This window comes from Corynebacterium sp. HMSC05D08 (assembly GCF_001807215.1).
Lineage (GTDB): Bacteria > Actinomycetota > Actinomycetes > Mycobacteriales > Mycobacteriaceae > Corynebacterium > Corynebacterium striatum.
In genome coordinates, this window is sequence record NZ_KV788299.1 from 15,666 (window position 1) to 41,564 (window position 25,899).

26 protein-coding genes and 2 tRNA genes are annotated in these 25,899 nt (G+C 58.2%); 11 read left to right on the top strand and 17 right to left on the bottom strand.

Going from position 1 to position 25,899, the window contains the following annotated elements; genetic code table 11:
• Window positions 1-80 precede the first annotated feature (80 nt).
• Window positions 81-156 (bottom strand) — tRNA-Gly (locus HMPREF3148_RS02215).
• A 279-nt stretch (window positions 157-435) separates the two neighbouring features.
• Between HMPREF3148_RS02215 and HMPREF3148_RS02220 the strand changes: the two genes are divergently transcribed.
• The 4 genes from HMPREF3148_RS02220 (at window position 436) to msrB (ending at window position 2,919) form a co-directional block, all read left to right on the top strand.
• Window positions 436-510 (top strand) — tRNA-Val (locus HMPREF3148_RS02220).
• Between the two features lie 95 nt (window positions 511-605).
• A complete protein-coding gene (locus tag HMPREF3148_RS02225) occupies window positions 606-1,283 on the top strand; it encodes a dihydrofolate reductase family protein (protein ID WP_049151667.1) in 678 nt (225 codons plus the stop codon).
• A gap of 10 nt (window positions 1,284-1,293) precedes the next feature.
• Window positions 1,294-2,496, top strand: a complete 1,203-nt coding sequence (locus HMPREF3148_RS02230; protein ID WP_235429884.1) for a glycosyltransferase family 87 protein — start codon at window positions 1,294-1,296, stop codon at window positions 2,494-2,496.
• Window positions 2,497-2,505: 9 nt separating this feature from the next.
• Complete coding sequence (gene msrB, locus HMPREF3148_RS02235) at window positions 2,506-2,919, top strand: peptide-methionine (R)-S-oxide reductase MsrB (RefSeq protein WP_070508615.1); 414 nt, start codon at window positions 2,506-2,508, stop codon at window positions 2,917-2,919.
• A gap of 118 nt (window positions 2,920-3,037) precedes the next feature.
• Here the strand turns inward: msrB and hemQ are convergent, their stop codons facing one another.
• Window positions 3,038-3,739 (bottom strand): hydrogen peroxide-dependent heme synthase, encoded by a 702-nt coding sequence (hemQ, locus tag HMPREF3148_RS02240; protein WP_049151671.1) that lies wholly within the window; start codon window positions 3,737-3,739, stop codon window positions 3,038-3,040.
• Window positions 3,740-4,020: 281 nt separating this feature from the next.
• Between hemQ and HMPREF3148_RS02245 the strand changes: the two genes are divergently transcribed.
• Window positions 4,021-4,638 carry a DUF3000 domain-containing protein gene (locus HMPREF3148_RS02245; RefSeq protein WP_049064423.1) on the top strand — a complete coding sequence of 206 codons (618 nt, stop codon included), beginning with the start codon at window positions 4,021-4,023 and terminating at the stop codon, window positions 4,636-4,638.
• 100 nt (window positions 4,639-4,738) lie between these two features.
• Complete coding sequence (locus HMPREF3148_RS02250; RefSeq protein ID WP_049145375.1) at window positions 4,739-5,983, top strand: HRDC domain-containing protein; 1,245 nt, start codon at window positions 4,739-4,741, stop codon at window positions 5,981-5,983.
• A gap of 12 nt (window positions 5,984-5,995) precedes the next feature.
• Here HMPREF3148_RS02250 and dxs read toward each other — a convergent pair whose 3' ends face one another.
• From dxs to dut, 5 genes are all read right to left on the bottom strand, one after another.
• Window positions 5,996-7,933, bottom strand: coding sequence for a 1-deoxy-D-xylulose-5-phosphate synthase (gene dxs / locus HMPREF3148_RS02255; protein WP_049145373.1), 1,938 nt, complete (start codon window positions 7,931-7,933; stop codon window positions 5,996-5,998).
• Between the two features lie 153 nt (window positions 7,934-8,086).
• Window positions 8,087-9,400: a class I SAM-dependent RNA methyltransferase gene (locus HMPREF3148_RS02260; RefSeq protein ID WP_070508616.1), complete on the bottom strand. Its 1,314-nt coding sequence runs from the start codon at window positions 9,398-9,400 to the stop codon at window positions 8,087-8,089.
• Window positions 9,393-10,124, bottom strand: coding sequence for a DUF3159 domain-containing protein (locus HMPREF3148_RS02265; RefSeq protein ID WP_172954272.1), 732 nt, complete (start codon window positions 10,122-10,124; stop codon window positions 9,393-9,395). The genes HMPREF3148_RS02260 and HMPREF3148_RS02265 overlap by 8 nt, the downstream gene beginning before the upstream one ends.
• 47 nt (window positions 10,125-10,171) lie before the next feature.
• Complete coding sequence (locus HMPREF3148_RS02270; RefSeq protein ID WP_070508617.1) at window positions 10,172-11,077, bottom strand: DUF3710 domain-containing protein; 906 nt, start codon at window positions 11,075-11,077, stop codon at window positions 10,172-10,174.
• A gap of 58 nt (window positions 11,078-11,135) precedes the next feature.
• Entirely contained in the window at window positions 11,136-11,609 is a 474-nt protein-coding gene (gene dut, locus HMPREF3148_RS02275) for a dUTP diphosphatase (protein ID WP_049151668.1), read from the bottom strand.
• 77 nt (window positions 11,610-11,686) lie between these two features.
• Between dut and HMPREF3148_RS02280 the strand changes: the two genes are divergently transcribed.
• Window positions 11,687-12,217 carry a DUF3093 domain-containing protein gene (locus HMPREF3148_RS02280; protein ID WP_005529163.1) on the top strand — a complete coding sequence of 177 codons (531 nt, stop codon included), beginning with the start codon at window positions 11,687-11,689 and terminating at the stop codon, window positions 12,215-12,217.
• 148 nt (window positions 12,218-12,365) lie between these two features.
• Here the strand turns inward: HMPREF3148_RS02280 and HMPREF3148_RS02285 are convergent, their stop codons facing one another.
• Both HMPREF3148_RS02285 and HMPREF3148_RS02290 read right to left on the bottom strand, forming a co-directional pair.
• Window positions 12,366-12,656, bottom strand: coding sequence for a DUF4193 domain-containing protein (locus HMPREF3148_RS02285; RefSeq protein ID WP_005529162.1), 291 nt, complete (start codon window positions 12,654-12,656; stop codon window positions 12,366-12,368).
• Between the two features lie 107 nt (window positions 12,657-12,763).
• Window positions 12,764-13,627 carry an inositol monophosphatase family protein gene (locus HMPREF3148_RS02290; RefSeq protein WP_005529161.1) on the bottom strand — a complete coding sequence of 288 codons (864 nt, stop codon included), beginning with the start codon at window positions 13,625-13,627 and terminating at the stop codon, window positions 12,764-12,766.
• Between the two features lie 35 nt (window positions 13,628-13,662).
• On the opposite strand from HMPREF3148_RS02290, the gene ppgK reads away from it, so the two are divergent.
• Window positions 13,663-14,424, top strand: coding sequence for a polyphosphate--glucose phosphotransferase (gene ppgK / locus HMPREF3148_RS02295; RefSeq protein ID WP_005529160.1), 762 nt, complete (start codon window positions 13,663-13,665; stop codon window positions 14,422-14,424).
• Between the two features lie 207 nt (window positions 14,425-14,631).
• Window positions 14,632-16,068 (top strand): RNA polymerase sigma factor, encoded by a 1,437-nt coding sequence (locus HMPREF3148_RS02300; RefSeq protein ID WP_049145358.1) that lies wholly within the window; start codon window positions 14,632-14,634, stop codon window positions 16,066-16,068.
• A 140-nt stretch (window positions 16,069-16,208) separates the two neighbouring features.
• Here HMPREF3148_RS02300 and HMPREF3148_RS02305 read toward each other — a convergent pair whose 3' ends face one another.
• The 5 genes from HMPREF3148_RS02305 to HMPREF3148_RS02325 all read right to left on the bottom strand — a co-directional run bounded on the left by HMPREF3148_RS02305 (window position 16,209) and on the right by HMPREF3148_RS02325 (window position 20,472).
• Window positions 16,209-16,952 (bottom strand): ABC transporter permease, encoded by a 744-nt coding sequence (locus HMPREF3148_RS02305; RefSeq protein WP_049145356.1) that lies wholly within the window; start codon window positions 16,950-16,952, stop codon window positions 16,209-16,211.
• A 4-nt stretch (window positions 16,953-16,956) separates the two neighbouring features.
• Window positions 16,957-17,703: an ABC transporter permease gene (locus HMPREF3148_RS02310; RefSeq protein ID WP_005529157.1), complete on the bottom strand. Its 747-nt coding sequence runs from the start codon at window positions 17,701-17,703 to the stop codon at window positions 16,957-16,959.
• The gene (locus HMPREF3148_RS02315; RefSeq protein ID WP_049064399.1) at window positions 17,700-18,614 is read right to left on the bottom strand and encodes an ABC transporter ATP-binding protein; all 915 of its coding nucleotides are present in this window, start codon (window positions 18,612-18,614) and stop codon (window positions 17,700-17,702) included. Before HMPREF3148_RS02315 ends, HMPREF3148_RS02310 begins: the two co-directional genes overlap by 4 nt.
• A 73-nt stretch (window positions 18,615-18,687) precedes the next feature.
• Window positions 18,688-19,365 (bottom strand): response regulator, encoded by a 678-nt coding sequence (locus HMPREF3148_RS02320; protein ID WP_049145349.1) that lies wholly within the window; start codon window positions 19,363-19,365, stop codon window positions 18,688-18,690.
• Window positions 19,366-19,368: 3 nt separating this feature from the next.
• A complete protein-coding gene (locus tag HMPREF3148_RS02325) occupies window positions 19,369-20,472 on the bottom strand; it encodes a sensor histidine kinase (protein WP_070508618.1) in 1,104 nt (367 codons plus the stop codon).
• 227 nt (window positions 20,473-20,699) lie between these two features.
• Here HMPREF3148_RS02325 and HMPREF3148_RS02330 point away from each other — a divergent pair, with 227 nt between their 5' ends.
• Complete coding sequence (locus HMPREF3148_RS02330; RefSeq protein ID WP_070508619.1) at window positions 20,700-21,770, top strand: DUF2891 family protein; 1,071 nt, start codon at window positions 20,700-20,702, stop codon at window positions 21,768-21,770.
• Between the two features lie 25 nt (window positions 21,771-21,795).
• Here HMPREF3148_RS02330 and dhaM read toward each other — a convergent pair whose 3' ends face one another.
• The 3 genes from dhaM to dhaK are packed head-to-tail and all read right to left on the bottom strand — an operon-like array spanning window position 21,796 to window position 24,154.
• On the bottom strand, window positions 21,796-22,491 hold the full coding sequence (gene dhaM / locus HMPREF3148_RS02335; RefSeq protein WP_070508620.1) for a dihydroxyacetone kinase phosphoryl donor subunit DhaM: 696 nt from the start codon (window positions 22,489-22,491) through the stop codon (window positions 21,796-21,798).
• Window positions 22,492-22,494: 3 nt separating this feature from the next.
• Entirely contained in the window at window positions 22,495-23,106 is a 612-nt protein-coding gene (dhaL, locus tag HMPREF3148_RS02340) for a dihydroxyacetone kinase subunit DhaL (protein WP_049145393.1), read from the bottom strand.
• Window positions 23,107-23,152: 46 nt separating this feature from the next.
• Window positions 23,153-24,154: a dihydroxyacetone kinase subunit DhaK gene (gene dhaK / locus HMPREF3148_RS02345; RefSeq protein WP_049151283.1), complete on the bottom strand. Its 1,002-nt coding sequence runs from the start codon at window positions 24,152-24,154 to the stop codon at window positions 23,153-23,155.
• Between the two features lie 127 nt (window positions 24,155-24,281).
• Between dhaK and HMPREF3148_RS02350 the strand changes: the two genes are divergently transcribed.
• Entirely contained in the window at window positions 24,282-25,853 is a 1,572-nt protein-coding gene (locus HMPREF3148_RS02350) for a hypothetical protein (protein WP_049151279.1), read from the top strand.
• The last annotated feature ends 46 nt before the right edge of the window (window positions 25,854-25,899 follow it).

The following is a 25,899-nucleotide window of genomic DNA, read 5'->3' on the forward strand; positions in this document are numbered from 1 at the left end:
CAGGGAAGCGCTCTCCCGCTGAGCTAATCGCGCTTATATTTCATTATCAACACGCTACTTGAACTAAGCCAAGAACGTCTTGGAGCGGATGACGAGACTCGAACTCGCGACCCTCACCTTGGCAAGGTGATGCGCTACCAACTGCGCTACATCCGCACTGCATTTCGGAAACCGTCTTAACAACTGATTGCCGTGGTGCGAGTAGAAACATTATCGCGCCCCGCGCGAGTTTCCAAATCCGCTGGATAATTGCCTATTTTCCCACAGATTCTAGGCCGCTTTTCGATGCCGCGAATTACATGAAGGTAATTCACACCTGCACTGTCCAGCTCGACGGTTATCGAGGATGCCCGACTGAAACTGCAGGTGGCAGCCACTACCTCCAGGCGATTATGGTTTACGGCCAAACAAGGTGTAAATTCATCCTCACACCAAGGTCCTATAGCTCAGTGGGAGAGCGTTCCGTTCACACCGGAAAGGTCGCTGGTTCAATCCCAGCTAGGACCACCATTTCTCAGCCGGCGCCTTGCATAAATGCGCCGGCTTTTGCGCGTCAGTCCCCAAAAACCCGACCTTGAGGTCCCTCCCTCCGCTAGGCTGAGCCCATGCACACCGATATTGACGTTTCCGCGCACCTTGGGCCCGACACCCCAGGCATTCGACTCATCGAGGTATCTACCCTGTCTGGTTCCGCGACAATTGATGGGACCTCCGATGCAATGGGGAACGCCACCGACGCCGCACTCTTCCAAGGGCTGCGCAAATGGGGCGACGTAGTTGTTGTGGGGGCGGGCACCGTCAAGGCCGAGGATTACGAGGGGTCGTCGCCTGGCGCGGCACGCATTGCAGTGATGAGCTATTCCCTGGACCTTAACGTTGAATCAAAGCTTTTCCAGGTGGGCACTCCTCCCCTTATTTTGACCCCCGATGAGAAGGTGGGAACTGCGGCGGCGCAAAGGCTCGAATCGGCAGGCGCAACGGTTCTTGGTACCGGTGATGGCTCAATCCAATCTGTGGTTGCCGCACTTCATGCACAAGGCTGGACGCGCATTGTCTGCGAAGGCGGCCCGGGCGTCTACTCCGCCTTCATTGCCGCAGGATTAGTAGACAAGCTCTATCTCACACTAGATCCGCACCTGACATCCTCTGTAGCGCAGCCTCTAGTTTATGCGCGCGACGAGGAAACTGCGCAGGCCCCTGCACTTTCGCTTGAGCTTGAGAACGTCGCGGCGGACGCGGACGGCACGGTGTTTCTGCGCTATGCCCATCGCGGCTACCCGTAAACTGCATGACGTGAGTTCTCAGAGTCCTGCCACTATCGACGCCGCCGCTTTGCCGCCCCACGCGCGTTCAGGGCACATCTTGACGATCGCCGCGTGGCCGCTGGCTCTGCTGTTAATAGTGCACCGGGTCTTCGTCGTGGCCCTCAACGGAACGCCGACAGATGACTTCACCACGGTGTTTAATGCCGTCCGGCGTTTCCTTGATGGCCAGCCTGTCTACGACCAGGCATACAATCACGTTGACCCGCTCTACCTGTACAACCCCGGTGCTACGCTACTGCTTTCCCCTCTGGGCATGGCCGATTTCTCGCTTACCCGTGGGGCTTTCATTTGCGCCAACGCTCTGGCGATTTGCGCGGCGCTTGCGATTCTCACGACTGTAGTTGGGTACTCGCTCCGCGGCCCTGTGTTTCCAGTCGCCCTCGTCGCCGCATTCGCGACTGAAGCCGTAATCAACACCCTGGCTTTTACCAATATCAATGGCCTGCTTTTGTTGGCGTTGAGCGTGTTCCTCTGGGGTATCTTGCAATCGCGACGCGGTCCACGAGTTGCAGCGGGCATAGCTATTGGCTTGGCCATCCTTATCAAGCCGCAATTTGCGCCATTACTGTTCTTGCCGCTGGTCAAGAAGGACTGGATCAACATCGCTGGCGGCGTCGCTGTGCCCGTGCTTTTCAATGCCATCGCTTGGCCACTTGTCCCAGGCGCCAGTGGCTACCTTGATAACCTCGTGCCCTACCTCGGCACCACCCGTGACTACGCCAATGCCTCGTGGCCTGGCGTACAGGCATACTTTGGCCTGTCTCCTACTGCGTATTACCCGTTGTGGATCGCGCTTGGAGTGTGCACGGCTCTGAGTATCTTGGGACTGCTTAAGTGGAGGGAGTCGGAGCCGGTATTCTGGGCCCTTACGACCTCGGGCGCCATCATGGTGGGCATTTTCTTTCTGTCTTCTTTGGGTCAGCAGTACTACTCGATGTGGCTATTTCCCATGCTGTTTACGGTCCTCCTCCCCCGCTCTGTGTTCCATACTTGGGGCGCTTGGGCTGCTGCGTTCTTCTTCTTGGCGCCTGTGGAATGGAGCTCAACACACTGGCCAGTCGCAGGCAGCTGGATGACCGTGTTCACCGCAACCATTGGTTGGGGGCTTCTCATCGTGGTGACCGCAGCTTCGACTAGCGGTTGGTGGCGTGAGCCAAAGGTTAAGCGCTAAACTTTTGCCATGACTGATTTCAAGCTCATTGCCGATACTGAATGGCGCAATCGCCTCACCGACGAGGAATACTACGTGCTTCGACAAGCGGGCACTGAGCCGCCGCATGTAGGCGAATACACCAATACCACCACCGAGGGCGTGTACTCATGCAAGGCCTGCGACACGGAGCTTTTCCGCTCGACGGAGAAGTTTGAGTCGCACTGCGGCTGGCCTTCCTTCTTCTCCCCTCTCGCGGGCGACAAGATCATTGAACGCGTCGATAACTCCCTGGGCATGACCCGCACCGAGGTCCTGTGCGCCAATTGCGAGTCCCACCTGGGCCACGTCTTTGCCGGCGAGGGCTATGACACCCCGACCGACCTGCGCTACTGCATCAACTCGATATGCCTCACCCTTGAGGAGAAGCCAGTCGGCGAATAGCGCACTGCAAGGTTGCGCCCACCAATCACAACCACAAAATCCGCTTTCTTCCCCCGATACTGTCCGGAAAGAAAGCGGATTTTTCTCAGCTTAGAGTGTGGCTCTCGCGGCCAACGCCTTAAGGAAGAACCGCGATGAGCTCAGCAACATCCTTGACACGGCGGCCGGTATGGAAAGGAATCTCCTCACGCACGTAGTGGCGAGCCTCGGTGTAGCGCATCAGGTACATCAGGTCCACGATGCGGTGCAGCTCTGGCGCCTCGAAGGCGAGGATCCACTCGTAGTCACCCAGCGCGAAGGAAGGAACCGTGTTAGCGCGAACGTCAGGGTAGTCGCGTGCCTGCATGCCATGCTCCATCAGAATGCGGCGACGCTTTTCCTCATCCATGGTGTACCAATCGTAGGAACGCACGAATGGGTAGACCGCGATCCAATCACCAGGTTCCTCACCCATGATGAAGGAAGGCAGGTGGGACTTGTTGAACTCCGCTGGGCGGTGCAGTGCATTACCTACCCAAGTGACCTCAGAGACCTGGCCCAGGGTGGTCTCACGACGGAAGTCAGCAAATGCCTTCTGGATGCCTGCGAATTCCTCCGCGTGCCACCAAATCATAAAGTCTGCAGAGTCACGCATGCCGGAGAGATCGTAGATACCTCGGACGGTGAGCTTGCCCTCTTCCTCGAGATTCTTGAAGAACTCCTGCGCTTGGGTAACAATCTCCGCGCGCTCCGTGCCCAGCGCACCCGGGATTACCTTGAATACCGCATGCTGGGAGTACTGCTGCATAGAGTTGAGCTCTTGGAAATAAACCTTCGCCATGGTGGACATTCTCCTTTGAAAATGGATGCGATTCGCGCTCTCTTTATGGGGCGAGACCCCAAAGAGAACTAGATACCCATCCATCATAAGTTGGATAAAGCCCTATTTCCATCTTTCCCTCAGTTAGTAGCTGAAACATAGCCAACTTCCCTGCAAAAATTGCCTGCCAGCCCATCCCGCTACGGCGCGCCTTCGCCCTCTACCGGCTGGAAAACTATAGCTTGAACGACGTGAGCAATTCCGACGTAACTTCGAGCAACCTTGCAGGCGCACCGACAAGCCTGCACGAGCACGCCGCCGCCAAAGCTTCTTCCGCATCTGAAGCGGACACCACCCCGGCAGTATTCAACGCCGCCGTTGAGTCCATGCATGCGGCTCGCCTTCGCCCCGAAATCACGCTGGGAACAATCCGCCCACCACAGCGCCTCGCTCCGTACAGCCACGCCATCGGACTAGAAGTTGGCGACGCACAAGATTCGGACGTCGATATTGTCCCTACTGACAGCGACGGCGATGCTTTTGGCCGACTCATTCTCCTCCATGATCCCGGCGCCGAGGAGGCCTGGGAAGGCGCTATGCGCCTGGTGGCTTATATCCAGGCCGACATGGATGACGCAGTAGCGGGCGATCCGCTGCTTCCCGACGTCGCGTGGGAATGGCTGAACGAGGCCATGGAGTCCAACGGTGCAACACACACCAACCTCGGCGGTACGGTGACCTCCACGGCTTCCGTACGCTTTGGCGAAATCGGCGGCCCGCCCCGCGCATACCAGCTCGAGATGCGTGCTTCCTGGACTGCTGAAGGCCTAGACCTAGCACCTCATGTCGAGGCTTTCGCACAGGTCCTGGCCAACGTGGCTGGCCTTCCACCTGAGGGTGTCACGGAGCTGAGCCGCTAAACGCTTTTCTCCCCCGGAGCTTGACTGCAGCTGCGCACATTTGCGCCACATAGGCACCTTGGTTATCGCCGTGGTGCCCATTGCCTTGTAGGCTGCAATCATGACTGAATTGCGGACCCAACCTCAAGACGGAATTCCCGAGGTACTTCGTAGCCCGGCAGAATTTGCCAGCGCTACCACCGCCCTCAGCGCGGGCACGGGTCCGTTTGCAATCGACACTGAGCGAGCATCCTCGTATCGCTTTGATGACCGCGCCTTTCTGATTCAAATCCGCCGCGCTGGCGCCGGTACCTTCCTCTTCGCCCCGGAAGGCAAGCGCAGCGAGTTGAGCGCCGCGCTAGCGCCCGTAATCAACGATCAGGATTGGGTCGTGCACGCAGCGCCCTCTGATCTTCCCAGTCTGGCGTGGCTCGGCCTGTATCCAGGAACCTTGTTCGACACGGAATTGGCCGCGCGCATGGCCGACTTCGCCCACCCCAACCTGGGCGCAATGATTCTTGAGCTTTTCGACGTCGAGCTTGAGAAAGGTTACGGCGATTCTGACTGGTCAGCGCCCAAGCTTTCCCCCAACCTTCGCGCCTATGCGGCTCTGGACGTCGAGTTGCTGCTCGAGCTGGCAGAGGCGCTGCGTGACATTCTGGCCGAAGAGGACAAACTAGATTGGGCCTATGAAGAATTCGCCGCGATGGTGGATGACTACGCAGGTGTCACCGAGCCAACCGAGCGAACCTGGCGCGGGTTGAAGGGGCTGTCCTCCCTGAGAACCGGCGAGCAATTAGCCGTAGCAAAGGCTCTGTGGACGCGCCGCGAGTCCATTGCCCGTTCCACAGATACCGCGCCGAATAGAGTTCTGCCGCACCGCGTGCTCATTGATATTGCACGGACACTGCCAGATTCACCGCAACAGTTTGCTCGCATCAAAGGTATTCCGAGGAAGCGTTCTGGCTCCGCGCTGCAGTGGTTTGATGTCGTGAACAAAGCCCGCGCACTCGACCCCCAGGATTGGCCGCGCCAGCAGCGAACGATCTCCCAGGTCCCGTCGAAGACTATCTGGGCTAAGGATTACCCGGAACTGTGGGAGGTTTTCCAAAACCTCCGCGAGGAGTGCGAGGACCTCGGCGACGAGGTCGCCATGCCCTGGGAACTCATCTTGAAACCAGCCACGCTCCGCGCAGTTGTATGGGCAGCTGGTTGTCCACCGAAAGCGAAAAAGCCTGGCTCCGTGGGCGGAATGATAAAAGGGCCACAGGATATCGCCCCCTTCCTGCGTGATGAAGGCGCCCGCGAATGGCAGATTGAGCTCCTCCAACCGATTCTGGAAGAAGGGCTCGTCTACGCCGGCTAAGCGGGGGGCTAGTTAGGCCTGTTCCACTTCGTCAGCCCTAATGCCACCAACCCACTCCTCGATGGCGTCGGCAATCGCGTCAGGTGTCAGGTTGTTTTCTTCCAGCACCTCACCGCGGCTTGCGTGATGCGGGAAGTAGTTGGCCACGCCCATGCGGCGCACCGGCGTATCTACCTCGGCGGCGTCGAGAGCCTCCGCGATCATGGAGCCAATACCGCCACGGATAATGCCGTCCTCAACCGTCACCACCAGGTCGTGGTCAGCGGCAAGGCCAACCAAAGACTGCGGAACCGGGACAACCCAGCGCGGATCAGCAACTGTCACGTTGTAGCCGCGTTCCTCCAGAAGCTGTGCTGCGTTCTTCGAGCGCGTGCTCATAGCGCCAATAGCAACAATCAAGACGTCGGGAGTCTCCGCGGCCGCGGGATCCGCGTCCTTCGCATCACGAGAATCGTTGTAGTGGATGATATCCACGCCATCGGCGAGCTGGTCTACTGCCTCGATATCGTCAAGCAGGTTGCCCTTCGGGAAGCGCACCACGGTGGGGCCGTCGTTGACCTCAATCGCCTCGTGGAAGAGCTCACGCAGACGCGCGCCGTCGCGAGGCGCAGCAATGCGCATGCCAGGAACGATGCTCATCAGCGCCATGTCCCACACACCGTTGTGCGAAGGGCCGTCGGAGCCGGTCACACCGGCACGGTCAAGGACGATAGTCACAGGCAGCTTCAGCAACGCGATGTCCATGATGACCTGGTCCACCGCGCGGTTGAGGAACGTGGAATAGATAGCCACGACAGGGTGCATTCCTGCCAACGCTAGACCGGAAGCAGACGTCATGGCGTGCTGCTCAGCGATACCGACGTCGAAGAAACGCTCAGGGAAACGCTCCTCGAACGGTGCCAGGCCTGTGGGGCCCGCCATAGCAGCAGTAATCGCCACAATGTCATCACGCTGCTGCCCAGCCTTGATGAGTTCCTCAGAAAAAGCAGCGGTCCAGCCAGGCTGCTTTTGCCCCTTGGCCACGCCCGTAACCGGGTCGATGGCGCCTGTGGAGTGCATCTGGTCTTTTGGCTCGTTGACGGCCGGCGCAAAGCCATGGCCCTTCTCCGTCACCGTGTGGACGATGATCGGGCCGTCATAATCGCGTGCATAGGACAACGCGCGCACAAGTGCATCAATGTCGTGACCGTTGATCGGGCCGACATACTTGATGCCAAGCTCCGGGAACATCTCCGTGGGCATCACGGTCGACTTCACGCCGTCCTTGATGGCATGGAGGGCGTCGAAAGTACGCTCGCCAACCCAACCCATTGACTTCAGGCGCTTCTTGCCCTGTGCCATGATCTCGTCGTATCCATGCTGCGCGCGGATGCGACCGAGGTTTTCAGAAAGACCACCGATGGTCGGCGAATAGGAACGGCCATTGTCGTTGACGATGATGACCGCATTGCGTTCTTTATCTGCCGAGATGTTGTTCAAGGCCTCCCAGCACATCCCGCCGGTGAGGGCACCGTCGCCCACCACTGCCACAGCATTGCGGTGGGACTGGCCCTTAATCTTGAAAGCCTTAGACAAACCGTCGATCGTGGACAGCGCAGCCGAAGCATGCGAAGACTCAGTCCAGTCATGCTCGGATTCGCCGCGATCGGTGTAGCCAGAAAGACCGTCCTTTTGACGCAGGGTATCGAACTTACCCACACGCCCCGTAAGCATCTTGTGCACGTATGACTGGTGGGAGGTGTCGAAGACGATCGCATCACGCGGGGAATCAAACACCCGGTGCATAGCCACAGTAAGTTCCACCACGCCGAGATTGGGTCCGAGGTGACCACCGGTAACCGAAACCTTTTCAATCAGACGTTGACGAATTTCACCAGCCAACTGGGTCAGTTGAGCTGGGGAGAGAGCCTTCAAATCGCGAGGCGACGCAATGGAATCCAGAATGGTCATGGAGCGGCCTTCTTCTCCTTCTTGTCAGTTCTTGTTCTTTACTACCGTACCCGTTCGCGGTCCGCGGACGGCAATCCTTCTGAGACGAAGTTTCCTATTCTTCCCCAGATCTTGCCCGCGCCGCGCAACGATATGCGTGGCGAGCGCCCCTCCTTAGGAGGCAGGCTGCAGCAGCGCCATGGTTTCAAAGTGGTGCGTGCCAGGAAAGGCGTTTACCATGGTCAACCGCTTCAGCGCGTAACCAGCTTCTTTCCATGCTTTGAGGTCGCGTGCAAAGGTGGCTGGATCGCAACCGACGTGTACAACGCTACGCGGCCCCGCCTGCGCCACCGCAAAGACAACCTCATCCCCGGCGCCCGTTCGGGGCGGGTCAAGGACTACGTAGCCCGGTGCAGGCAGTTGTGCCGCACAGGCCTCCACCTTTGCGTTACGGAAAGAGACGTCGTAAGCAGCGAGGCTTTCCTGCGGATGTGCGGCCGCTGCCGGCGAATAATCCACAGAGTAGATCTTCGGCGCCTGCGCCTGGGGCCGCCCAAGCGATGCGGTATCTGCAAGTGCATCATGCAGCGCCGGTACAAACAGGCCCACGCCGCCGTAGAGATCCCATGCCACTGCTGGCATGGCCGGATCTGCACTGCTGTCAGTCAGCCAGTCACGAACGAGTTGCGTGTAAGAATCTGGGGCGCTGGTGTGTGCCTGCCAAAAAGCTGTCGCGGGAAAGCGGAATTCATGGCCGTCAGCGGCTTGCACGACGTCGCCGGAGCCCTCGACAACGTCTAGGACGGTTTCCACGCGGCGCCCACGCGGGGCACGACGGGATTCGACTACGTGGCGGTTACCAGCACTGTCGATGACTACAATAACTTCAGCCCCCGGGGTGAAACGACGAGCATCGGCTCCCACGATGCCATCCACAAGGCCCGGCACCAGTTGGGTGCACGCAACGTCGGTGACGAGTTCGGTGGAAGATTTCTTCCGCAATCCAGCGCACCCTTGCTTGTCGACGCCGAGCCTGACGCGCGTGCGCCATCCGCGCTGCGGGCTAAGTTCCTGGGCCACGACGTCTAATGCGGCTAGCTCGGAGTCATCGAGCTTGGCCACGCGACGAAGCTGATCGATCAAGACCTCGACTTTGATTTCCGCCTCTTTGGATGGGTCGAGTTCGTGAAAATCACAGCATCCCGCCCCGCGCGCGGCCGCTGGGCAGCTGGACGCGACGCGCAATGGACCAGCTTCAACAATGTCCACTAACTGGGAGTCAATGAAGGATTTCTTGACCTTCCTAGCCACTACCCGGACTTTATCGCCAGGGAAAGCTCCTGGAACAAAGACCACGCGACCATCCTCAGCGTGCGCCAGGCCCACGCCACCGTGCGCCATACGCTCAACGCCTAAGAGGAGTTCTTCACCTTTAGAGGGGCCAGATTCGGATTCGTGGAACTCCGAGTGCGTGTGCGGACTAGTCATCGACCTTCTCCTGAATGGTTTCTTGGGCAGCTTCGCTCTCAGAGGGGTAGGCTTCCTCAACTGCGGCGTTGGCGCGACGCACCATCCAAATCGTGAGGATGGTGACCAAGCCGGTCAGGGGCCATCCCATAAGGATGCGGACCACGCCCAAAGCGGTGGTGTTGTCAGCGTTGTAAATGGCGTTCTGCACGAGGAATCGCGCGAGGAAAATCACGGCCCAACCGGCCGTAGCAATGGCATAGGAACGTCGCGCCTTTACAACAGTGCGCCAGCGCATGTCCTCGCCGTTTATGCCTTTCCAAATGACGCCAACGAGCGGCCAGCGCAGCAAAATGGAAGCTGCCGCAACGACGAAAAGTACAAGCGACATCCAGATGCCATAGAGGAAGTAGCCCTTAGCGTCACCAGTAAACCACGCGATTGCGGCGCAGATGCCTACGCCCAACAGACCTGAGATAGCCGGCTGCAGCGTCTCTTTACGGATGATTCGCCAAACCGCAATAAGCACTGCGACGCCGAGAGCAGCCAGCAACGCTGGGCCCAGACCCCACACGTTATTGACAGGGATAAGGACAACAACCGGAAGTGTCGCTGAGACAAGTCCCGATAGGCCTCCCATCTGCTCCAGCAGTGTCGGCTCTACTTCTTCTTGTTCAGTCGGGGTGGCTGAATGGCTTTGTGGGTTCGTCACGTCGGCTTTCTTGTCTATGTATCCACCGCTCATCAAAGCACTACTTCGATGAAGTGCTGTAGGGATGGATAGGGACGCAATTATTTATCGTCGCTATTTTCCTGCGCAGCGGTCTCTTTATTCAAATCGTTGATCTGAGCCTTCGCTTCTGCTTCATCACGGGCTGCCGCCGAGTTTGCCGCATCAGCAGATCCAGGCGCGCCGGAAGCCGGGGCACTTCCGCCTTCCGCACGCTGCTGCATGGCGGTTTGTACTTGCTCCGCTAATTGCTGCGGCAAGGTCACTGGCAGCGAACTACCCGCCAGAACTGGGTTCTCGCCACGGTAGACGAAGGTACGGGCAAAGACCTCGCGTCCTAGTGCGGCGAGCTCCTCTTGCTTTCCAGCAGGCGCTGCCAAAGTTAGACGGTACATCCAGCGTGGGCCATCAACACCAATAATGCGGATTTCACCGTTCGGGTTTGTGCCCACAACTTCTGTTCCCCATGGGCCGTTTTCTGGGTGGGCTGTAAATCCATCTCGGGTCAGCCCTTCGACAATGTCAACAGCAGATTCTGCCCATTGCCCTGGCTTGCGTGGGGCGGCGAAAGCAACCGGCGTCATGCGGCCGAATTCGGTGACGATGTGCAGCATCTTCGGGCCTTGCTCGCCCATCTCCACCTGCACCTGACTCCCCTTTGGCAGAGGAATGCGCATAGAACCCAGATCTAGGATTCCGACGGAGAAATCAGTGAAATCGAACTCTTCGATTTTTACAGAATCGCCGTCAAAGGGGCCAGAGTCACCGTTAACGGCGTCATGGTCGATGCTAAAAGCCGTGAACTCAGCCTGAGAAGCCGCAGCCGCAGCGCCAGCTTGGGCATCTTCTGCGCGGCTAGTGTGCCCCGTGCTAGCAGGGCTGCCAGCAGCGCCTACTTGCTCGGCGTCCTTAACTTCTTGGTCCTTAACTTCTTGGTCATCAGACTTTTTCTTAGAAAACGGCCACATAGCTGTTTTTCTCCAAACTTGAAACTCTTAAATAGCGGTTAATGATTATGAAGCGAGTCTAGACACCTGTCGAGCCATATCCTGCGGCTCCCCGGACGGTTTCGTCAAGTTCGTCCACCTCGACAAAGTCGACGAGCTCAACACGCTGGACAAGCAATTGAGCGATACGCATGCCGCGCTCAACGTGAAAAGTCTCATGTAGGTCGTGATTAATCAGACACACTTTAATTTCGCCACGATAATCAGCATCGACGGTGCCCGGTGTATTCACCACAGAAACTCCATGCTTGGCGCCAAGACCAGAGCGTGGGTGGATTAGCCCCACGGTGCCGAGCGGCAAAGCGATTGCAACACCAGTGCCCACCAGAACCCGCTCGCCGGGAGCGATGTCTACGGTTTCCGCTGCACACAGGTCTGCGCCAGCATCGCCCCTATGCGCGCGGTGCGGCAAAGGCAAGTCTTTATCCAAGCGGTGCACCTTCACGGGACCGAAAGGACTTACAGGATCAATAATCGGGTTGGTCTCATTCACCTGCCCCAGCCTACCGTGCTCCGAACGGTCGCTTCGTTACAACGTGAAGGGAGCGACTAGACTGGCAGACCGTGTCTATGAATACCGGTTCCGCTTCCCCATCCGCCAGCGGCTCTGCAGCCGCCGCCCCAGAGATCCTTTACAAAGAGCGCCAGTGGGTGCCCTGGTATTTCTGGCTGATGGCCGCCTTTGTCGTGGCTATTACTACCGCGACGGTAAGCCTTAACCGCAACATTTGGTGGGTTATCATCCCCGCAGTGCTACTAAGCGCAATCGCCATTTGGGTGCTCATCGCTTGGTCGGGCACGGTACTTAAAGTTGAAAAGGATACCGATGGCACTCGGTGGCTGACAATCAAAGACGCGCAGCTTCCACACGACGTCGTCCAGCGCTCCATGATCGTGCCAAAGACCGCCCGCCGAAACGCTCTCGGCCCCCAATTCGATCCGGCTGCATTCTTGGTGACGCATGGGTGGATTGACGAGCACATCATGCTGGTGCTCGATGACCCTGAGGACCCAACGCCCTACTGGCTCATCGCAACGAAGAACCCCCAGCAAGTGCTGGATGCCTTCCTCGACCCTGCAGCTCGCCCCAGCGCGCACTAGCTTTAGAAACACCACACCCCCGCATCCATCCGCTCGAACAGCGGAGTGCGGGGGTGTAGGTGTTTTAGGCCGCTGGAAGCGCGGCATGCAAGCTTGAGCTATGCGCGCTTGGGCTACGCACGCCCAAGCGCCAGACCGAGCTGCCTATTTATGCGCAATCAAGGCAGATAGCTTTTCCATCTTCCTCGTGGGAGAAACGCTTGTTGGACTGCACCAGGAAGCACACGGAACAGGTGAATTCATTCTCCTGACGTGGGATAACTGTAACGTTGAGTTCCTCGCCGGTCAGGTCAACTGATGGCGGCTCGAAAGCCTCAACAATCTCTCCGTCGTCGTCCATGCCGTTGTTGTCATTCTCAGCAGCCTTGAGGCCCTCGAGGGAGTCAGCTTCAAGCTCGTCTTCTACACGGCGACGCGGTGCGTCATAATCGGTGGCCATGTTCTACGCCCCTATTAGTCATGTGGATGGGTTGGTATTTATCGTGCGCATCCTAAAACACAATTGGCCTCATGTCATACTCATCCCGACTGAAAAGCGCTTGACTATTACCCCCGCAGCGGCGTTAAGGCCCCTTTCGAAGCCAGGAGCTGCTGAAACGATGGAGCGAGCTTACCCCCGCAGACCCATGTAATCTCGCCCTCAGTGGATAATTTTTGCAGACCTGGATGGCGTACAACGGCTCCAGCCTCCGCCGCAACAATTGCCCCAGCGGCAAAATCCCACGGATTGATACCGTGCTCGTAATATGCATCTACGCTTCCCTCCGCAACGCGGCACAGATCAAGCGCTGCAGCGCCCATACGGCGAATATCGCGCACGCTAGGCAACATGGAGGTCAGAAGTTGGGCCTGCGCTTGGCGACGCCCCGCTGCGTAGCCGAAACCAGTTGCCACCAGGGCAAGCGATGGGTCTGTCTCTGTACGGCACGCCAACTCGCGCACCTGCCCATCGGCAAACTCCACCGTGGCACCTTGCCCCAGCGCCGCAGAATACAAAGTCTCGCGTGCAACATTGATGACGGCGCCCGCGACAATCTCACCGTCGATGGCGGCTCCCATGGACACGGCAAATTCCTCAATGCCGTAGAGGAAATTCACCGTGCCATCGATGGGGTCCACAATCCATGTGACTCCAGTTTCAGAGGCAACGAAAGCCCCTTCTTCTCCGAAGATGCCATCGCCAGGCCGCTGGCTTTGGATGCTCTCAGCAATAAAGCGCTCGGTGGACTGATCCACCTCGGTGACAGGATCCACCGCGCTGCTCTTGGTCTGCGTGTGCGCCGCCAAGCCATCGCTGCCAATGATTTCGGCACGTTGGGCGCGAATACGTACCGCCGCTGCACGGACTGTATCGCGTGCGAAGTCACGCAGTTGTGCCAGATAATTTGGGTCATATTCACAGTTACTCATGCCAACAATTATGCCGTTGCCTACACTTAGGGCTTATGACTAGCACTAAAACTGGCCATTCCTTTGGCATCGACATCGGAGGCTCCGGCATCAAAGGCGCTGAAGTTGACTTGAACACGGGTGAGTTCGTGGGAGAGCGCCTGAAAATTGCCACGCCCAAGCAATCCACGCCTGAAGCCGTGGCCAAGATTGTCGCCCAGATCGTGGCGGAAAAGGAATGGTCCGGCCCGGTTGGCATTACTTTGCCTTCCGTGGTCAAAGAGCAAAAAGTTCTCACAGCGGCGAACATCGACAAATCCTGGATCGGAGTCGACGCCCAAGAGCTTTTTGCACAATACTTGGACCAGCCTTTTGTAGTGCTCAATGACGCCGACGCTGCCGGCCTTGCCGAGGTAGCCTTCGGCGACGAAGTAGCACGCACAGGTTCCGTCATCTTCCTCACCCTAGGTACGGGCATTGGCTCGGCTTTCCTCCTCGATGGCCAGCTCTTCCCTAACACCGAGTTGGGCCACATGATGGTGGGCGATGCCGAAGCGGAGCATCAGGCTTCCTCGGCTGTAAAGGAGCGTGAGGGCCTCAAGTACAAGCAGTGGGTCAAGCGACTCAATAAGGTACTTGCCGAATACGAGAAACTGTTTAACCCCCACGCCTTCATCATCGGCGGCGGAATCTCCCGCAAGTGGGACAAGTGGGGCGAACTCGTAGGCATTGACACCCCCGTTGCCCCAGCGCAGCTGCGCAATCGGGCCGGAATCGTCGGTGCCGCTATGGCCGCGCAGCAGAACTTGCGCCCATAGGGTAATCTCCAAAGATCCACAGTGGATTCGACCCCAGTTCACCGCCTCGCGGCGAAGATCATCTATACTGGGCCGTCGATCCAAAGTTAAACAGCTAACGGCGTGCCTCTCCTGCGCAAATGAGGGCTGGATTAGCATTAACCTCAGTGGTCGCGACTATCGCGACCCAAGCTGTTTTTCAATCACAAGCAAGTCGAAAGGGCGTACGTGGCAGCCACTGATTCTTCAGACCAGGTACTCGGCGAGGGCGGAGAAGCCACCGAGGCATCTGCACCTGTCAAGAAGACCGCCAAAAAGACGGCCAAGAAAACCGCAAAGAAGACGGCCAAAAAGACCGCGAAGAAAACGGCTAAAAAGACTGCTAAGAAGACGGCCAAGAAGACAACTCGCAAGACTGCGAAGAAATCTGCCAAGAAGACCGTCCGCAAGTCTGCGCAGAAGGCCGCAGCCGCTCCTGAGGAAAAGCAGGAGAAGCTCGAGACCGCTTCTGACGAGCTCGAAGACGAGCTGGTAGATGACGCCGACCAGGATGACGCGGACTTCGATCCGGATAACGCGGACATGGACGATGACGAGTTCGGCGATGCTGAGGACGAGCTCGATGCGGATGAGGACGATGAAGACGACGATGAGGATTCTTCTTCCGTCTGGGACGAGGAAGAATCCGCTGCCCTGCGCCAGGCGCGCAAGGACGCACAGCTGACCGCATCTGCTGACTCCGTCCGCGCTTACCTCAAGCAGATCGGTAAGGTCGCCCTCCTTAACGCTGAGCAAGAGGTCTCCCTAGCAAAGCGCATTGAGGCTGGCCTCTACGCGCAGTACCGCATGGATGAGATGGAAAAGGCCCGCGCTGAGGGCGACAAGGCCGCCAAGCTCTCCCCTATGGAAAAGCGCGACCTGCGTTCCATCGCCCGTGATGGCCGCAAGGCAAAGAACCACCTGCTGGAGGCAAACCTCCGACTCGTCGTTTCGCTTGCGAAACGCTACACCGGCCGTGGCATGGCTTTCTTGGATCTCATTCAGGAGGGCAACCTGGGCCTTATCCGTGCGGTTGAGAAGTTCGACTACACCAAGGGTTACAAGTTCTCCACCTACGCCACGTGGTGGATCCGCCAGGCTATTACCCGCGCCATGGCTGATCAGGCCCGCACCATCCGTATCCCGGTGCACATGGTCGAGGTCATCAACAAGCTGGGCCGCATCCAGCGCGAGCTCCTGCAGGATCTGGGCCGCGAGCCCACCCCAATCGAGCTGGCGAAGGAAATGGACATCACCGAGGAAAAGGTCCTCGAGATCCAGCAGTACGCCCGCGAGCCGATTTCCCTGGACCAGACCATTGGTGATGAGGGCGATTCCCAGCTCGGTGACTTCATTGAGGACTCCGAGGCAGTCATCGCTGTCGACGCCGTATCCTTCACTTTGCTGCAGGACCAGCTCCAGGACGTGCTCACCACCCTGTCTGAGCGCGAAGCCGGCGTCGTTCGCCTGCGCTTCGGCCTGACCGACGGCATGCCGCGCACTTTAGACGAAATCGGCCAAGTCTACGGCGTCACCCGCGAGCGCATCCGCCAGATCGAGTCCAAGACCATGTCCAAGCTGCGCCACCCTTCGCGCTCGCAGGTCTTGCGCGACTACCTCGATTAAGAGGCCAAGCTAGCCCAGGCAAGCAACAAGATGCACACGCTTGCCGACGCCGCCCTCGCCTCCCCCGTTAGCACTAAGTTGCGTCGGGACGCGAGGGCATTTTGCATCTGTGGCACAAAGAAGAGTCCCAAAGATGAGTCCTAAGCCTCAACGTCATGGGTTCGCAGCCAGGCAACAGATGCAATCCAAGCTCCGATGACGAAGCAGATAGAAACAGCCATCATAAACGCGATACCGCGCACATCAGGAGTGTCATCTGCACCGAAGGCGGTACTGCCGAGCGAAATCGTCGACGTAACCATAGCCGGTGGCAGCAGCATCGGGATGAGCCGAATACCCCTGTAGAGAATTCCAACTGAGGCAATCGCGCCCACAAGTGAAATCGCCACGGGCGTGGCAAAGCTGCGAAAGATCATCGAGAAAAAGGACTGCCAGGCCCCGACTGCGAACGCCGGGATGATTGCTAGGAACAGCGCGCTCAAGTTGAGAGGCGGAATCTCTCCCTGTATTCCTAAGCCGCGTCCAATGCCTAAGGCCAGCGCGATGAACACCGCCTGCATTAGCGCGATGAGGACCATGATGGAGAAAAACTTGGCCGCGACTACTTCTCCCGCCGAGCGCGGTGAGGTCATAATAGTGTTCCAATTGTGGTTGCGGTGTTCTAGGCGCCAGGCAGCTGCAGCGATGATGGCCACTCCCACAGTCATAAAGATTAGGCCGTAGAACAGCGTTGCTTGGGAAAGATAGCTTGCCCATCCGGCATTAAGTACCGCCAAGTTGGCGTGATAATTCGCGGCACCAATGCCGACTGCTATAGACGGCACGAGGAAGATGACAGTCCATACGTAGGAGCGTCGAAATTTCAGCAGATCGATAGCAAACATGAACTTATTCCTCCTGGGAGTCAAGCGTGCGACAAAGCACGGTGAAGATGACGGTTACAACGGCGATGAACAGTACCCATGGAATCCACAGTGGTTCGATGCTCACTAGGCCTTCGGGGCGGAAGGTAAATGGGGCCAAGACTGCGTAGTAACCGAAGGGATTAATGAGCGTGACCGCGGTTGGGGAAAGCATTCCTGCCACACCGAGGAAGCCGCCTACTACCCCAGTGCTGAGCACTACGAGCTGGGATTCCACGCGTGCTGCCTGCCATAAGAAAATCGCCATCAGTGCGCACGAGGTTCCATATAGACCAGCTGCTGTGAGAACCCATGTGCCGGGTGAATCAATCGACTGTGCCCCAAAGAGGAATGGATTGGTCAAGACCGCGAGCAATTCAACTACCTTTACTGCGGCTAGGACAAGGGCTAAAGCTGCGAACTTCGCGCGGAGCAGACCACCGCGGCGGTACCCGGCGATGGAATTAAGCCGCCAGCCGCCGTGGAGATGCTCTACATCGGCTGCGCGGCTGGCTAGCAATGCCACCTGCACCGGAGTGAGGAAGGCCGTCACCGTGATGTAGCCAAGGAGGTATCCGCCCCATTGACTATGTGGATCTTGCTGAAATTGTTCGGCGGTGTGCTCACTCACCAGATTCATACTGGAAAAGGCAACGATGGCGAGCGTGACGGCAAGGGCAAGCGGCAGCATCCGGGTATGCCGCATCTTGGCATATTCAGTCTGCAGCATCATTGCAAGCCACCTCGTCCCGTAATCGAAATGAAGATCTCTTCGAGACTGCGGTGCGTTCTTAGTACCTGGTAGATGGGCACGCCGTGGTTGACGAGCTGCTCGCAAGCCCCCGCGACGTCGCGCTCGCTTAAGTTCGGGACCCGAATGCCGCCTTCTACAAAGCGCACTGAGATACCCGCGAGTGCTTGCGCCGCTTCCTTGGGGTTCGGGGTTTCGATATAGACTTCAGGCGGCTGGGAATGGAAAAGCTCCTGCTTTGTACCTTGGAAGAGCAACTGCCCGCGATTGATAATGGTCAGCTCACTAGCCATCTTTTCGATTTCCGAGAGAAGGTGGCTCGAAACCAATACCGTTCGCCCCTCATCGGCAGCGAGGCTGACGATGAGATTGCGAATCTCTTCGATACCGGCAGGGTCAAGGCCGTTCGTTGGTTCATCAAGGATCAGAAGCTGCGGGTTACGAACCATAGCCATTGCGATGCCGAGGCGCTGTTTCATGCCCAAGGAATAGTTCGCTACTTGCTTGTCCAGCTGCTTTTCCAGCCGCACGAGGTGCACTGCGCGATCCACGTCTTCTGCTTCAGCGCGTAGAAGCCGCGCAGCGATGCGCAGGTTCTCTCGCCCGGTGAGGTGCAAATAGGCCGAAGGCTGCTCGATGAGCGAGCCGGTGCGGGCCAAGGCCCGGCTGCGCGTCTTAGGCCCAAAAGGCTCGCCGAACAAACTGATGCTTCCCTCGGTCGGCTTTGCCAGACCCAAAAGCATTTTCATGGCCGTGGACTTGCCCGAACCATTCGGCCCCAACAATCCGTGAACGACACCGTGGCCAATTGCCATATCAAGGCCGTCGACCGCCTTGAATCCCTTATATTCCTTGGTCAAACCCTGAGTTTCGACAACATATTCTGTGCTCATAACTCAATAGTTGCCCGGCGCGCCTACGCCGCACATCGCCGCGAGGCACGATTTTGCGAGTCATACCGGGGTATTAGGAGCTAAGCAGGTCAGCACGGGAGACAAATCCTGTGCGATAGGCGAAAAGAGCTGCGTGTACACGGTCCCTAGAATTCGTCTTGGCGAGGACTCGTCCAACGTGCGTCTTGACGGTCGGCATAGAGATGAACATCCGCTCACATATCTCTGTGTTTGACCATCCCATCCCGATTGCTTCAAGGATTTCTTGTTCACGGGCAGTCAGCGATTGAAGTACCCGACGGTCTGCGCCGCTAATACTCAGTGTGTCCGTGGAGTCATCCCGCATACTGTGGACAAGGCGCTTAGTGGCGCGGGGTGAGATTACCGCGTCTCCGCGATAGACAGTGCGCAACGCGCTTAGTAGCTCCTCTGGCTCTGCGTCTTTGAGCACGAAGCCACTCGCTCCTGCTCGCAGCCCGGCTACTACATAGTCTTCGTCATCGAAGGTTGTCAGAATGATGACCTTCGTCTCCGGAAGAGAGGATGCGATCTCAGCAGTGGCGCTAATTCCATCGCGGACGGGCATCTGTACATCCATGAGCACCACATCAGCAGGCGTGGCCGCGCATTGGGTCAGCGCATCTTCGCCATCGTTTGCTTGCCAGATAACATCCATGTCTGGCTGCGAACTAATGATCTGGGCAATCCCGTGCAGGAAGAGAACCTGGTCATCTACCAATCCGACTTTCATTGCTTACTTCCCCCTTACGGTGGGTAACTCTGCCTCTACTATCCATGTGCCAGCATCACTGCGCTGTTGGAAGGTGCCTCCAACCAATTCCGCTCGTTCCTTCATGCCATCAATGCCATGTCCCTCGCCTCGGGCATCACCCGTATATCCATTGCGCACCTCAAGGCGGACGATACCTTCAAGCCATTCGACTAGTACGTCTGCTTGCCCGCCACCATGTTTGTTCGCATTGGTCAAAGCCTCTTGGACAATTCGGTACAGACTTAGTGACGTCGCGGCGGAAAGTTCTTCAGGTGGCGTTCCTGTGCAGCGATATCCCACAGCAATGCCAGCGCTTCTAACGCTGTTAATGAGTTCTGAAAGATCACCGAATCCCACCATCGGTTGAGTGCTGCGCTTTTCCCCTGTGCGCAGCAAGCCCACGACTCCCCGCATTTCCCTCAAAGAGGTCCTTCCCACGCGGGAAATAGACTTCAAAGCTGCTTCTTGCGCTTCCCTGTCTTTGGTGTAGAGCGCCCCATCGGCCTGGGCAACTATGACCGATAGCGAGTGCGTGACGACGTCATGGATCTCACGTGCGATAAACGCCCGTTGTTCCGTCGAGCTTTTCTCGAATTCCAGGCGTTGTTTCTCTAAAGCACGCGAAATCTCCCGTGTGCGTTCTTCCTCTGCTCTCCTACGCAGTTCACCCACAAGCATGCATACCGCAAGGACCAGTAGGCTCCAGCCCACGACGAAAAGGCGCCGCCCAATATCCTGTGCTGCTTCCTGTACCGTTTGGCTCACCCAAAATACGCCGACAAAGTCCGCAGCAAGCATCCCTAAAGTCATTATTCGCCGTAGGGGCTCTTCCAGCCTGCGGCGAATAATGTAAGCGACCTGCCCCGCAAGGAATATGATGCCTACGGTGAGTTCCACCTGGAACAGGCTGGCGAAGAGCACCACTGATGCAACGAAGACCACCAGGCGTGGCCACCGCCTGCTAATAATTGGCACTAGCACAACCAAGGCGATAATCAGGTAGTCAAAGAGCGGCCGGGACATCAGGTCCCTACCGATGAGAGACGCCGCTCCGCATAAAAGTGACACCGCCAGGTCACGAATCATTCGCCTATCAGAAAAGACTTCCACGCCTCTACGCTATCCGGTTCGATGAGTTAAGTAGTCATGCCTGAGTACGATTTCGCCGGCCATTTTTTATCCAAGGCCGAGCCCAAATAGAACTCATTCTCCACAAATTAGGGCAGCCAAAGTTAGGAAATCTGCGACCCAAACTAATGTCTTGGGATACCGTGACGAGAGCAACATTACAGAACAGACTGAAAGGAACGCTCGTGAACGCAGTTACTCATGACGCTGAGCATCACTCTGATTCTCCGGTAGCGCAGCTTGCCCAAGTTGCCATCGACAACGTCACGCGTATCTACCCATACGCTTCCCATCATGTGCAGACCTCGAGCAGCGATAATAGGACTCCGGATGAGCTCCACCCGAGCTTCGGTAACTCCTTCGACTGGCACTCGAGCGTCCACATGCACTGGCTGCTTTCCAGCCTCCTTTCCTCCGACGAGGATGCTTCCGGCGCTTGGCGCAAAGAGGCATTGCGCATCCTCGAGAACCACCTGAGCGCGGAGAACATCAAGACCGAGGCCGACTACCTGCGCGCTAACCCGACGTGGGAGCGCCCATACGGCTGGGCATGGGCAGTACAGTTGGCATCCGAGCTTAAGTTTTCCCCAGTAATCGAGCTCCAGGCCCTGGCCGAGGGCGTAGCCCCACTGGCCGATGCGGTATTCGACAACACCTTGTCTTGGCTGGACAAAGCCTCCGAGCCAGTCCGCCACGGTCTGCACACCAACACCGCGTTCGGCCTGAAGCGGATCATGAAGGCGGCGAAGGAGTTGGGCCGCGAGGACGTTGTGGAGGAAATCCTTGCGACTGCAAAGAAATTCTTCGCCGAAGACAAGGCCTGGGAGTTCGAGCAGGAGCGCAGCGGACAGGACTTCCTCTCCCCTGGCCTGTGCGAGGCAGACCTGATGCTTGATGTGCTTGACGACGCCGAGTTCGCGAACTGGGCAGAGGGCTTCCTGGCACGCCTGTATGCCGATTCGCACATCCTGAAGCCTGCACAGGTTTTTGATCCGACCGACGGGTACCAGGTCCACCTCTACGGCCTTGGCATGACTGTCCTGGCTAGCGCGCTGCGCATTTTCGAAGCTACGAAGGATACGCACCCAGAGCTTGCGCAAACCATCCGCGAGCGCAGCGCCGAGCTTCTCGCGCCAGGCCTCGAAGCCGCAATCACCGGTGGCTACATGTCTTCGCACTGGCTTGCCACCTTTGCTTGGGAAGCACACCTGGAAGCTGAGCGCCTGAACGTCCCTCACCCGTGGGCGCGCCAGTAGCCTGCAGCCGCCATCTGCTTTCGACCTAGCCGTCGAGTCCTTCCGCGATGGCGTCAGCAATCTTATCGATGATCTCTTTGTCCACAGACTGACCGCTAACCGTTACTGTGTCGCCCTGGGCGGCGCCCAAGGACATCAGCATCATGGCGGAATCGGCATCAGCTCGGTCGTCATCGAATGCAATGACAATGTCGCCCGCTGCCTCCGCGGCCATCTCAGCTACCTTCGCTGCAGGGCGTGCATGGAGACCAGCAGCATCAGCCACAGTTGCCGACCGTGAGTATGCATCGCCGTCTGCGACGTCTGCCTTGCCTTCCGCCGCTTGCTTTGGCACGAACACCTCGATGGCGCGCTCGGCAGCAACAGCAACTGCGTCAAGGTCATCACCTTGCTGTGTCGCAGTAGCCGCAGCGATAGCGGCCTCCACGAGCGGCGCGTCCACGAACTTCACCGGCTCATCGTCGAGGAACTCCAACACCGACTCAACGGTCATCGTTGCCGAGCCCAAGTCGGTGAGAACGACAACTGCGAGGCCTTCACCGAGCAGGTCATTAATAGCTGACTCGATGAGGTCATACGAGGTTCCGATTTCACCGGACTCCAGACCACCCGCGGCTGCGATACGCACGTCAGCTGCCATCTGCCCAGCCAGCTCAGCAAGGCCTTCGGCCAGCTTTGCGGAATGCGAAACCAGGACCAGGCCCACTTCCGGTTCTGCCATGCCCTAGCCCTCCTTTACAGCGGCGGCTGCCGCCGCCGCTGCTGCAGCGATAAACAGCGCGGTCGAAGCAGCACCCGGATCCTTGTGGCCAGCAGAGCGCTCGCCCAAGTAGGAAGCACGGCCCTTGGTTGCAACGAGTGGAATGGTTGCCTCGGCGCCTTCGGCTGCGGCATCGGCTGCCGCGCGCAGAACGTCGGCAGCTCCTGCCCCGGCATCAGCCTGCTCGCGGGCAGCACGCGCCGCCGGCGCCCACGCATCCACCATGGTCTTCTCCCCTTCTTGAGCCTTGCCGCGGGTGGTGATGCCCTCGAGTGCCGCCTCAATGAGCGCGGCCGCGCCAGCGCCATCGAGCGCTTCACCGCCGACTGACTTTGCGGCTCGCAGGAACGCAGTTCCCAAAAGCGGACCAGATGCACCGCCGACGGTGGACATCAGAGTCTTGGCCGTCAGCTTCAGCACATCCACGATGCTTGCGGGAGCATCTGCTTCAAGCTTCTCAACGACAGCACGGAAACCACGGTCCACGTTTTCGCCATGGTCGCTATCGCCGATGACACGGTCAAGCTCAATGAGCTCCTCGCGGTGCTCGTGGGCCTGCTCCGCGCAGCCCTTCATCCAAGCCAGGGCCCATTCGGTGTTCAAAGTTTCCACAGAAGTCACTTTATTCTCCTTGGCGTAGTGCGGCGGTATGGCAGGGGGCGTCGAACAGCGCGATGTCTTCATCATCAGCGCGCATAACGGTCACGGAACATCCCGCCATGTCCAGGCTGGTGACGAAGTTGCCCACGAGGGAGCGCTCGATGCTTACGCCGGCTTTCTCCAGCAGCTGTGCCACCCGGCGATAGACCACGTAGAGCTCCGATGCCGGGGTGGCACCCATGCCGTTGACTACGACGATGGTGCGCTCGCCTTCTGCCAACTTCAGGTCGGCAAGAATCGGCTCCATGAGGTGATCAGTGACATCGTCCGCGGAGACCAACGGAATCTCCTTGCGGCCAGGCTCACCGTGGATACCGACGCCGAGCTCAACCTCATCATCTGCGAGGTCGAAGGAAGGCTTGCCCACGTGCGGCACGGTGCAAGCACTCAGTGCTGCACCCATGGTCGCAGTGTTCTCCACGACCTTCTTCGCCAGTGCCGTGACAGCAGCGAGGTCATCGCCGCGCTCAGCCGCGGCGCCCGCAAGCTTTTCGACGAGCAGCGTGCCCGCCACACCGCGACGGCCCGCAGTGAAAGTGGAGTCTTCCACCGCGACGTCATCATCAACGATGACCTGGCTGACCTCAATGTCATCAAACTCAGCCAGCTCAGCGGCGGTATCGAAATTGAGGACATCGCCGGTGTAGTTCTTCACGATGTAGAGCACACCAGCGCCAGAATTAACCTCATCGGTCGCCGCCTGGATCGCATCCGGCGTCGGCGACGTAAACACCGCGCCTGGCACCGCCGCATCCAACATGCCGTGGCCCACGAAGCCTGCGTGGAGCGGCTCATGGCCTGAGCCACCACCAGAGACAATCGCAACCTTGCCCTCGTTCTTCTTCTGCGCACGCGCCACAAACAGCGGCTCCGTAAAGCGCTTGACGATGTCGCCGTGTGCCAGCGCGAAGCCGTCTACAGACTCCGCCACTACGTTTTCCGGTGAGTTGATGAGCTTTTTCATCACGAATCTCCTTGGGATGTCGAATTAACCCAATTTTCACTGGTAATAACAGTGCCGAGCCTACACGCGGATCCGCATAGATGAACGCAGCCCCACTGCCGCAGATACATGGATAGACTCTAGTGTCATGAATGCCTCCATGCCCGGCCTTGCGGCCTTCCTGCACGGTTCAAGCCCTATCGATCTACTTCAGTGGGTCTCTGCGATCCTGTCCCTGGATGACGATTTCTCGCAAAAGCCTGCCGAGTTCTTTGAAGCCATGTGGGATAACCCCGCCCCAGAGACGACCGCGGTACTCTGGGCCGCCGCCCTGCTGGATGAAGATAAAGAGCGCGTAAAGCTCCATCGCGCTGAGCTCGCCCGGCGCGATGACTTACCGCAGGAACCGACCTGGCTTGCTCACCTTGAGCAAGCCAGCGTAGTCAACGTCATCGAGGCTACGCAGTACTACGGGGATGTCCATTACTACACTCTCGAGCTATCCGTCCCGCACTCTGCGCCCCTGACAGTGAATGTCTCCATTGACCTAGCAGGCGGCAATGGCTCGATTTATGACTGTTTCCTCACCGAGGCCAATGCACAGCAGGTTATGGAGATCATGTCCAAGGATGATTCGATGGAGAGCTTCGGCCCTACGAGCCAGGAGGGCCTGGCCGATTTCCTCAGCAACGCCATCTGGCTAGATGAGATCACAGTCGACGACGGCCCTGGTGAAAGCTGGCCTACCACCCGTCCGCTGCTGCGCTGGGTGCTCTCGCTACTAGATAATGTCCCGGCTACTGTCTCCAGTCCCGGTATCATCGGCCGCCGTATTCGTCTTGAAGAAAGCGATAATTCCGAAGCTGAAGAAACATTGGCCGCCTTCCTGGATGCCGTTCCGCTTAAGAAGGAGGAGGCCGATGCTGCCGAGACGCTACTCAGCATCACAACCAATTACACCATGGCCGACCTCTACCACTGGTCCCCACTGCGTGTGGAAATGGCTCTGACCCTCGTAGCCCGTAAAGTCATGGCCAGTGACTCATTCCTCCGGTGCTTCCCACGCGTCCTCACCAAGTTCGTCACCTGGACTGGCGAGGTCTCAGGACGCCCCGCCCACATCCAAAGGCAGCTCGACTCAGCACTAAAGGAAGAAGGAAGGCGCTTCCGAAAGGAACTTGAAGCACAATTCGACTTCGACTCCTACGACTACGGCCCGGATGCCATCGGCCTCGGCCCTGGCATGCCCGTCCCCGAGACCTCCCGCTTCGACGCGCAGCTCGACGATTCCCCTCTCCCCTCCGAGGACACCAAACTCAGCGCCCTAGCCCCAGACGTTATCGCTGGTGTAAAGCAATGGGACGCACTTATCACCGAGTGGTTTAACGATCACCCAGAGGTCGATCCGGAACTGCTGACATCCACTCGACGTCTCCTGAGCGCCCTAGCCCACGACAAACCGAAGCAATTTAGCTCGACCAACGCCACAGTGGAGCGCAGCGTCGCCGCACTTCTAATCGCGGTCTCCGAGATCAACGCCGTGCCATTCGTAGTCGCCCAGATCCAACGTGACTTCGATTTACGCACCAGCCCCCGCTCGCGTGCCGATACCCTCCACAACTATCTTTACGATGCCGCTATCCACTCCGGCCGCCCCTTGAGCGACTACCTCATCTCTCACACACGGCGAAGCATGATGAGGAATGGAGGGCTCTACTAGTGGCTTAAGTCATCCACCCCGGCTGCACAACATCGCCACCATTCGA

Excerpts from the sequence above, each read along its gene's own strand:
- HMPREF3148_RS02225 (WP_049151667.1), top strand. The coding sequence starts at position 606 with ATGCACACCGATATTGACGTTTCCGCGCACCTTGGGCCCGACACCCCA.
- msrB (WP_070508615.1), top strand. The coding sequence starts at position 2,506 with ATGACTGATTTCAAGCTCATTGCCGATACTGAATGGCGCAATCGCCTC.
- hemQ (WP_049151671.1), bottom strand. The coding sequence starts at position 3,739 with ATGGCGAAGGTTTATTTCCAAGAGCTCAACTCTATGCAGCAGTACTCC.
- HMPREF3148_RS02250 (WP_049145375.1), top strand. The coding sequence starts at position 4,739 with ATGACTGAATTGCGGACCCAACCTCAAGACGGAATTCCCGAGGTACTT.
- dxs (WP_049145373.1), bottom strand. The coding sequence starts at position 7,933 with ATGACCATTCTGGATTCCATTGCGTCGCCTCGCGATTTGAAGGCTCTC.
- HMPREF3148_RS02260 (WP_070508616.1), bottom strand. The coding sequence starts at position 9,400 with ATGACTAGTCCGCACACGCACTCGGAGTTCCACGAATCCGAATCTGGC.
- HMPREF3148_RS02265 (WP_172954272.1), bottom strand. The coding sequence starts at position 10,124 with ATGAGCGGTGGATACATAGACAAGAAAGCCGACGTGACGAACCCACAA.
- HMPREF3148_RS02270 (WP_070508617.1), bottom strand. The coding sequence starts at position 11,077 with ATGTGGCCGTTTTCTAAGAAAAAGTCTGATGACCAAGAAGTTAAGGAC.
- HMPREF3148_RS02280 (WP_005529163.1), top strand. The coding sequence starts at position 11,687 with ATGAATACCGGTTCCGCTTCCCCATCCGCCAGCGGCTCTGCAGCCGCC.
- HMPREF3148_RS02285 (WP_005529162.1), bottom strand. The coding sequence starts at position 12,656 with ATGGCCACCGATTATGACGCACCGCGTCGCCGTGTAGAAGACGAGCTT.
- HMPREF3148_RS02290 (WP_005529161.1), bottom strand. The coding sequence starts at position 13,627 with ATGAGTAACTGTGAATATGACCCAAATTATCTGGCACAACTGCGTGAC.
- ppgK (WP_005529160.1), top strand. The coding sequence starts at position 13,663 with ATGACTAGCACTAAAACTGGCCATTCCTTTGGCATCGACATCGGAGGC.
- HMPREF3148_RS02305 (WP_049145356.1), bottom strand. The coding sequence starts at position 16,952 with ATGTTTGCTATCGATCTGCTGAAATTTCGACGCTCCTACGTATGGACT.
- HMPREF3148_RS02310 (WP_005529157.1), bottom strand. The coding sequence starts at position 17,703 with ATGATGCTGCAGACTGAATATGCCAAGATGCGGCATACCCGGATGCTG.
- HMPREF3148_RS02315 (WP_049064399.1), bottom strand. The coding sequence starts at position 18,614 with ATGAGCACAGAATATGTTGTCGAAACTCAGGGTTTGACCAAGGAATAT.
- HMPREF3148_RS02320 (WP_049145349.1), bottom strand. The coding sequence starts at position 19,365 with ATGAAAGTCGGATTGGTAGATGACCAGGTTCTCTTCCTGCACGGGATT.
- HMPREF3148_RS02325 (WP_070508618.1), bottom strand. The coding sequence starts at position 20,472 with ATGATTCGTGACCTGGCGGTGTCACTTTTATGCGGAGCGGCGTCTCTC.
- dhaM (WP_070508620.1), bottom strand. The coding sequence starts at position 22,491 with ATGGCAGAACCGGAAGTGGGCCTGGTCCTGGTTTCGCATTCCGCAAAG.
- dhaL (WP_049145393.1), bottom strand. The coding sequence starts at position 23,106 with ATGAAGGGCTGCGCGGAGCAGGCCCACGAGCACCGCGAGGAGCTCATT.
- dhaK (WP_049151283.1), bottom strand. The coding sequence starts at position 24,154 with ATGAAAAAGCTCATCAACTCACCGGAAAACGTAGTGGCGGAGTCTGTA.
- HMPREF3148_RS02350 (WP_049151279.1), top strand. The coding sequence starts at position 24,282 with ATGAATGCCTCCATGCCCGGCCTTGCGGCCTTCCTGCACGGTTCAAGC.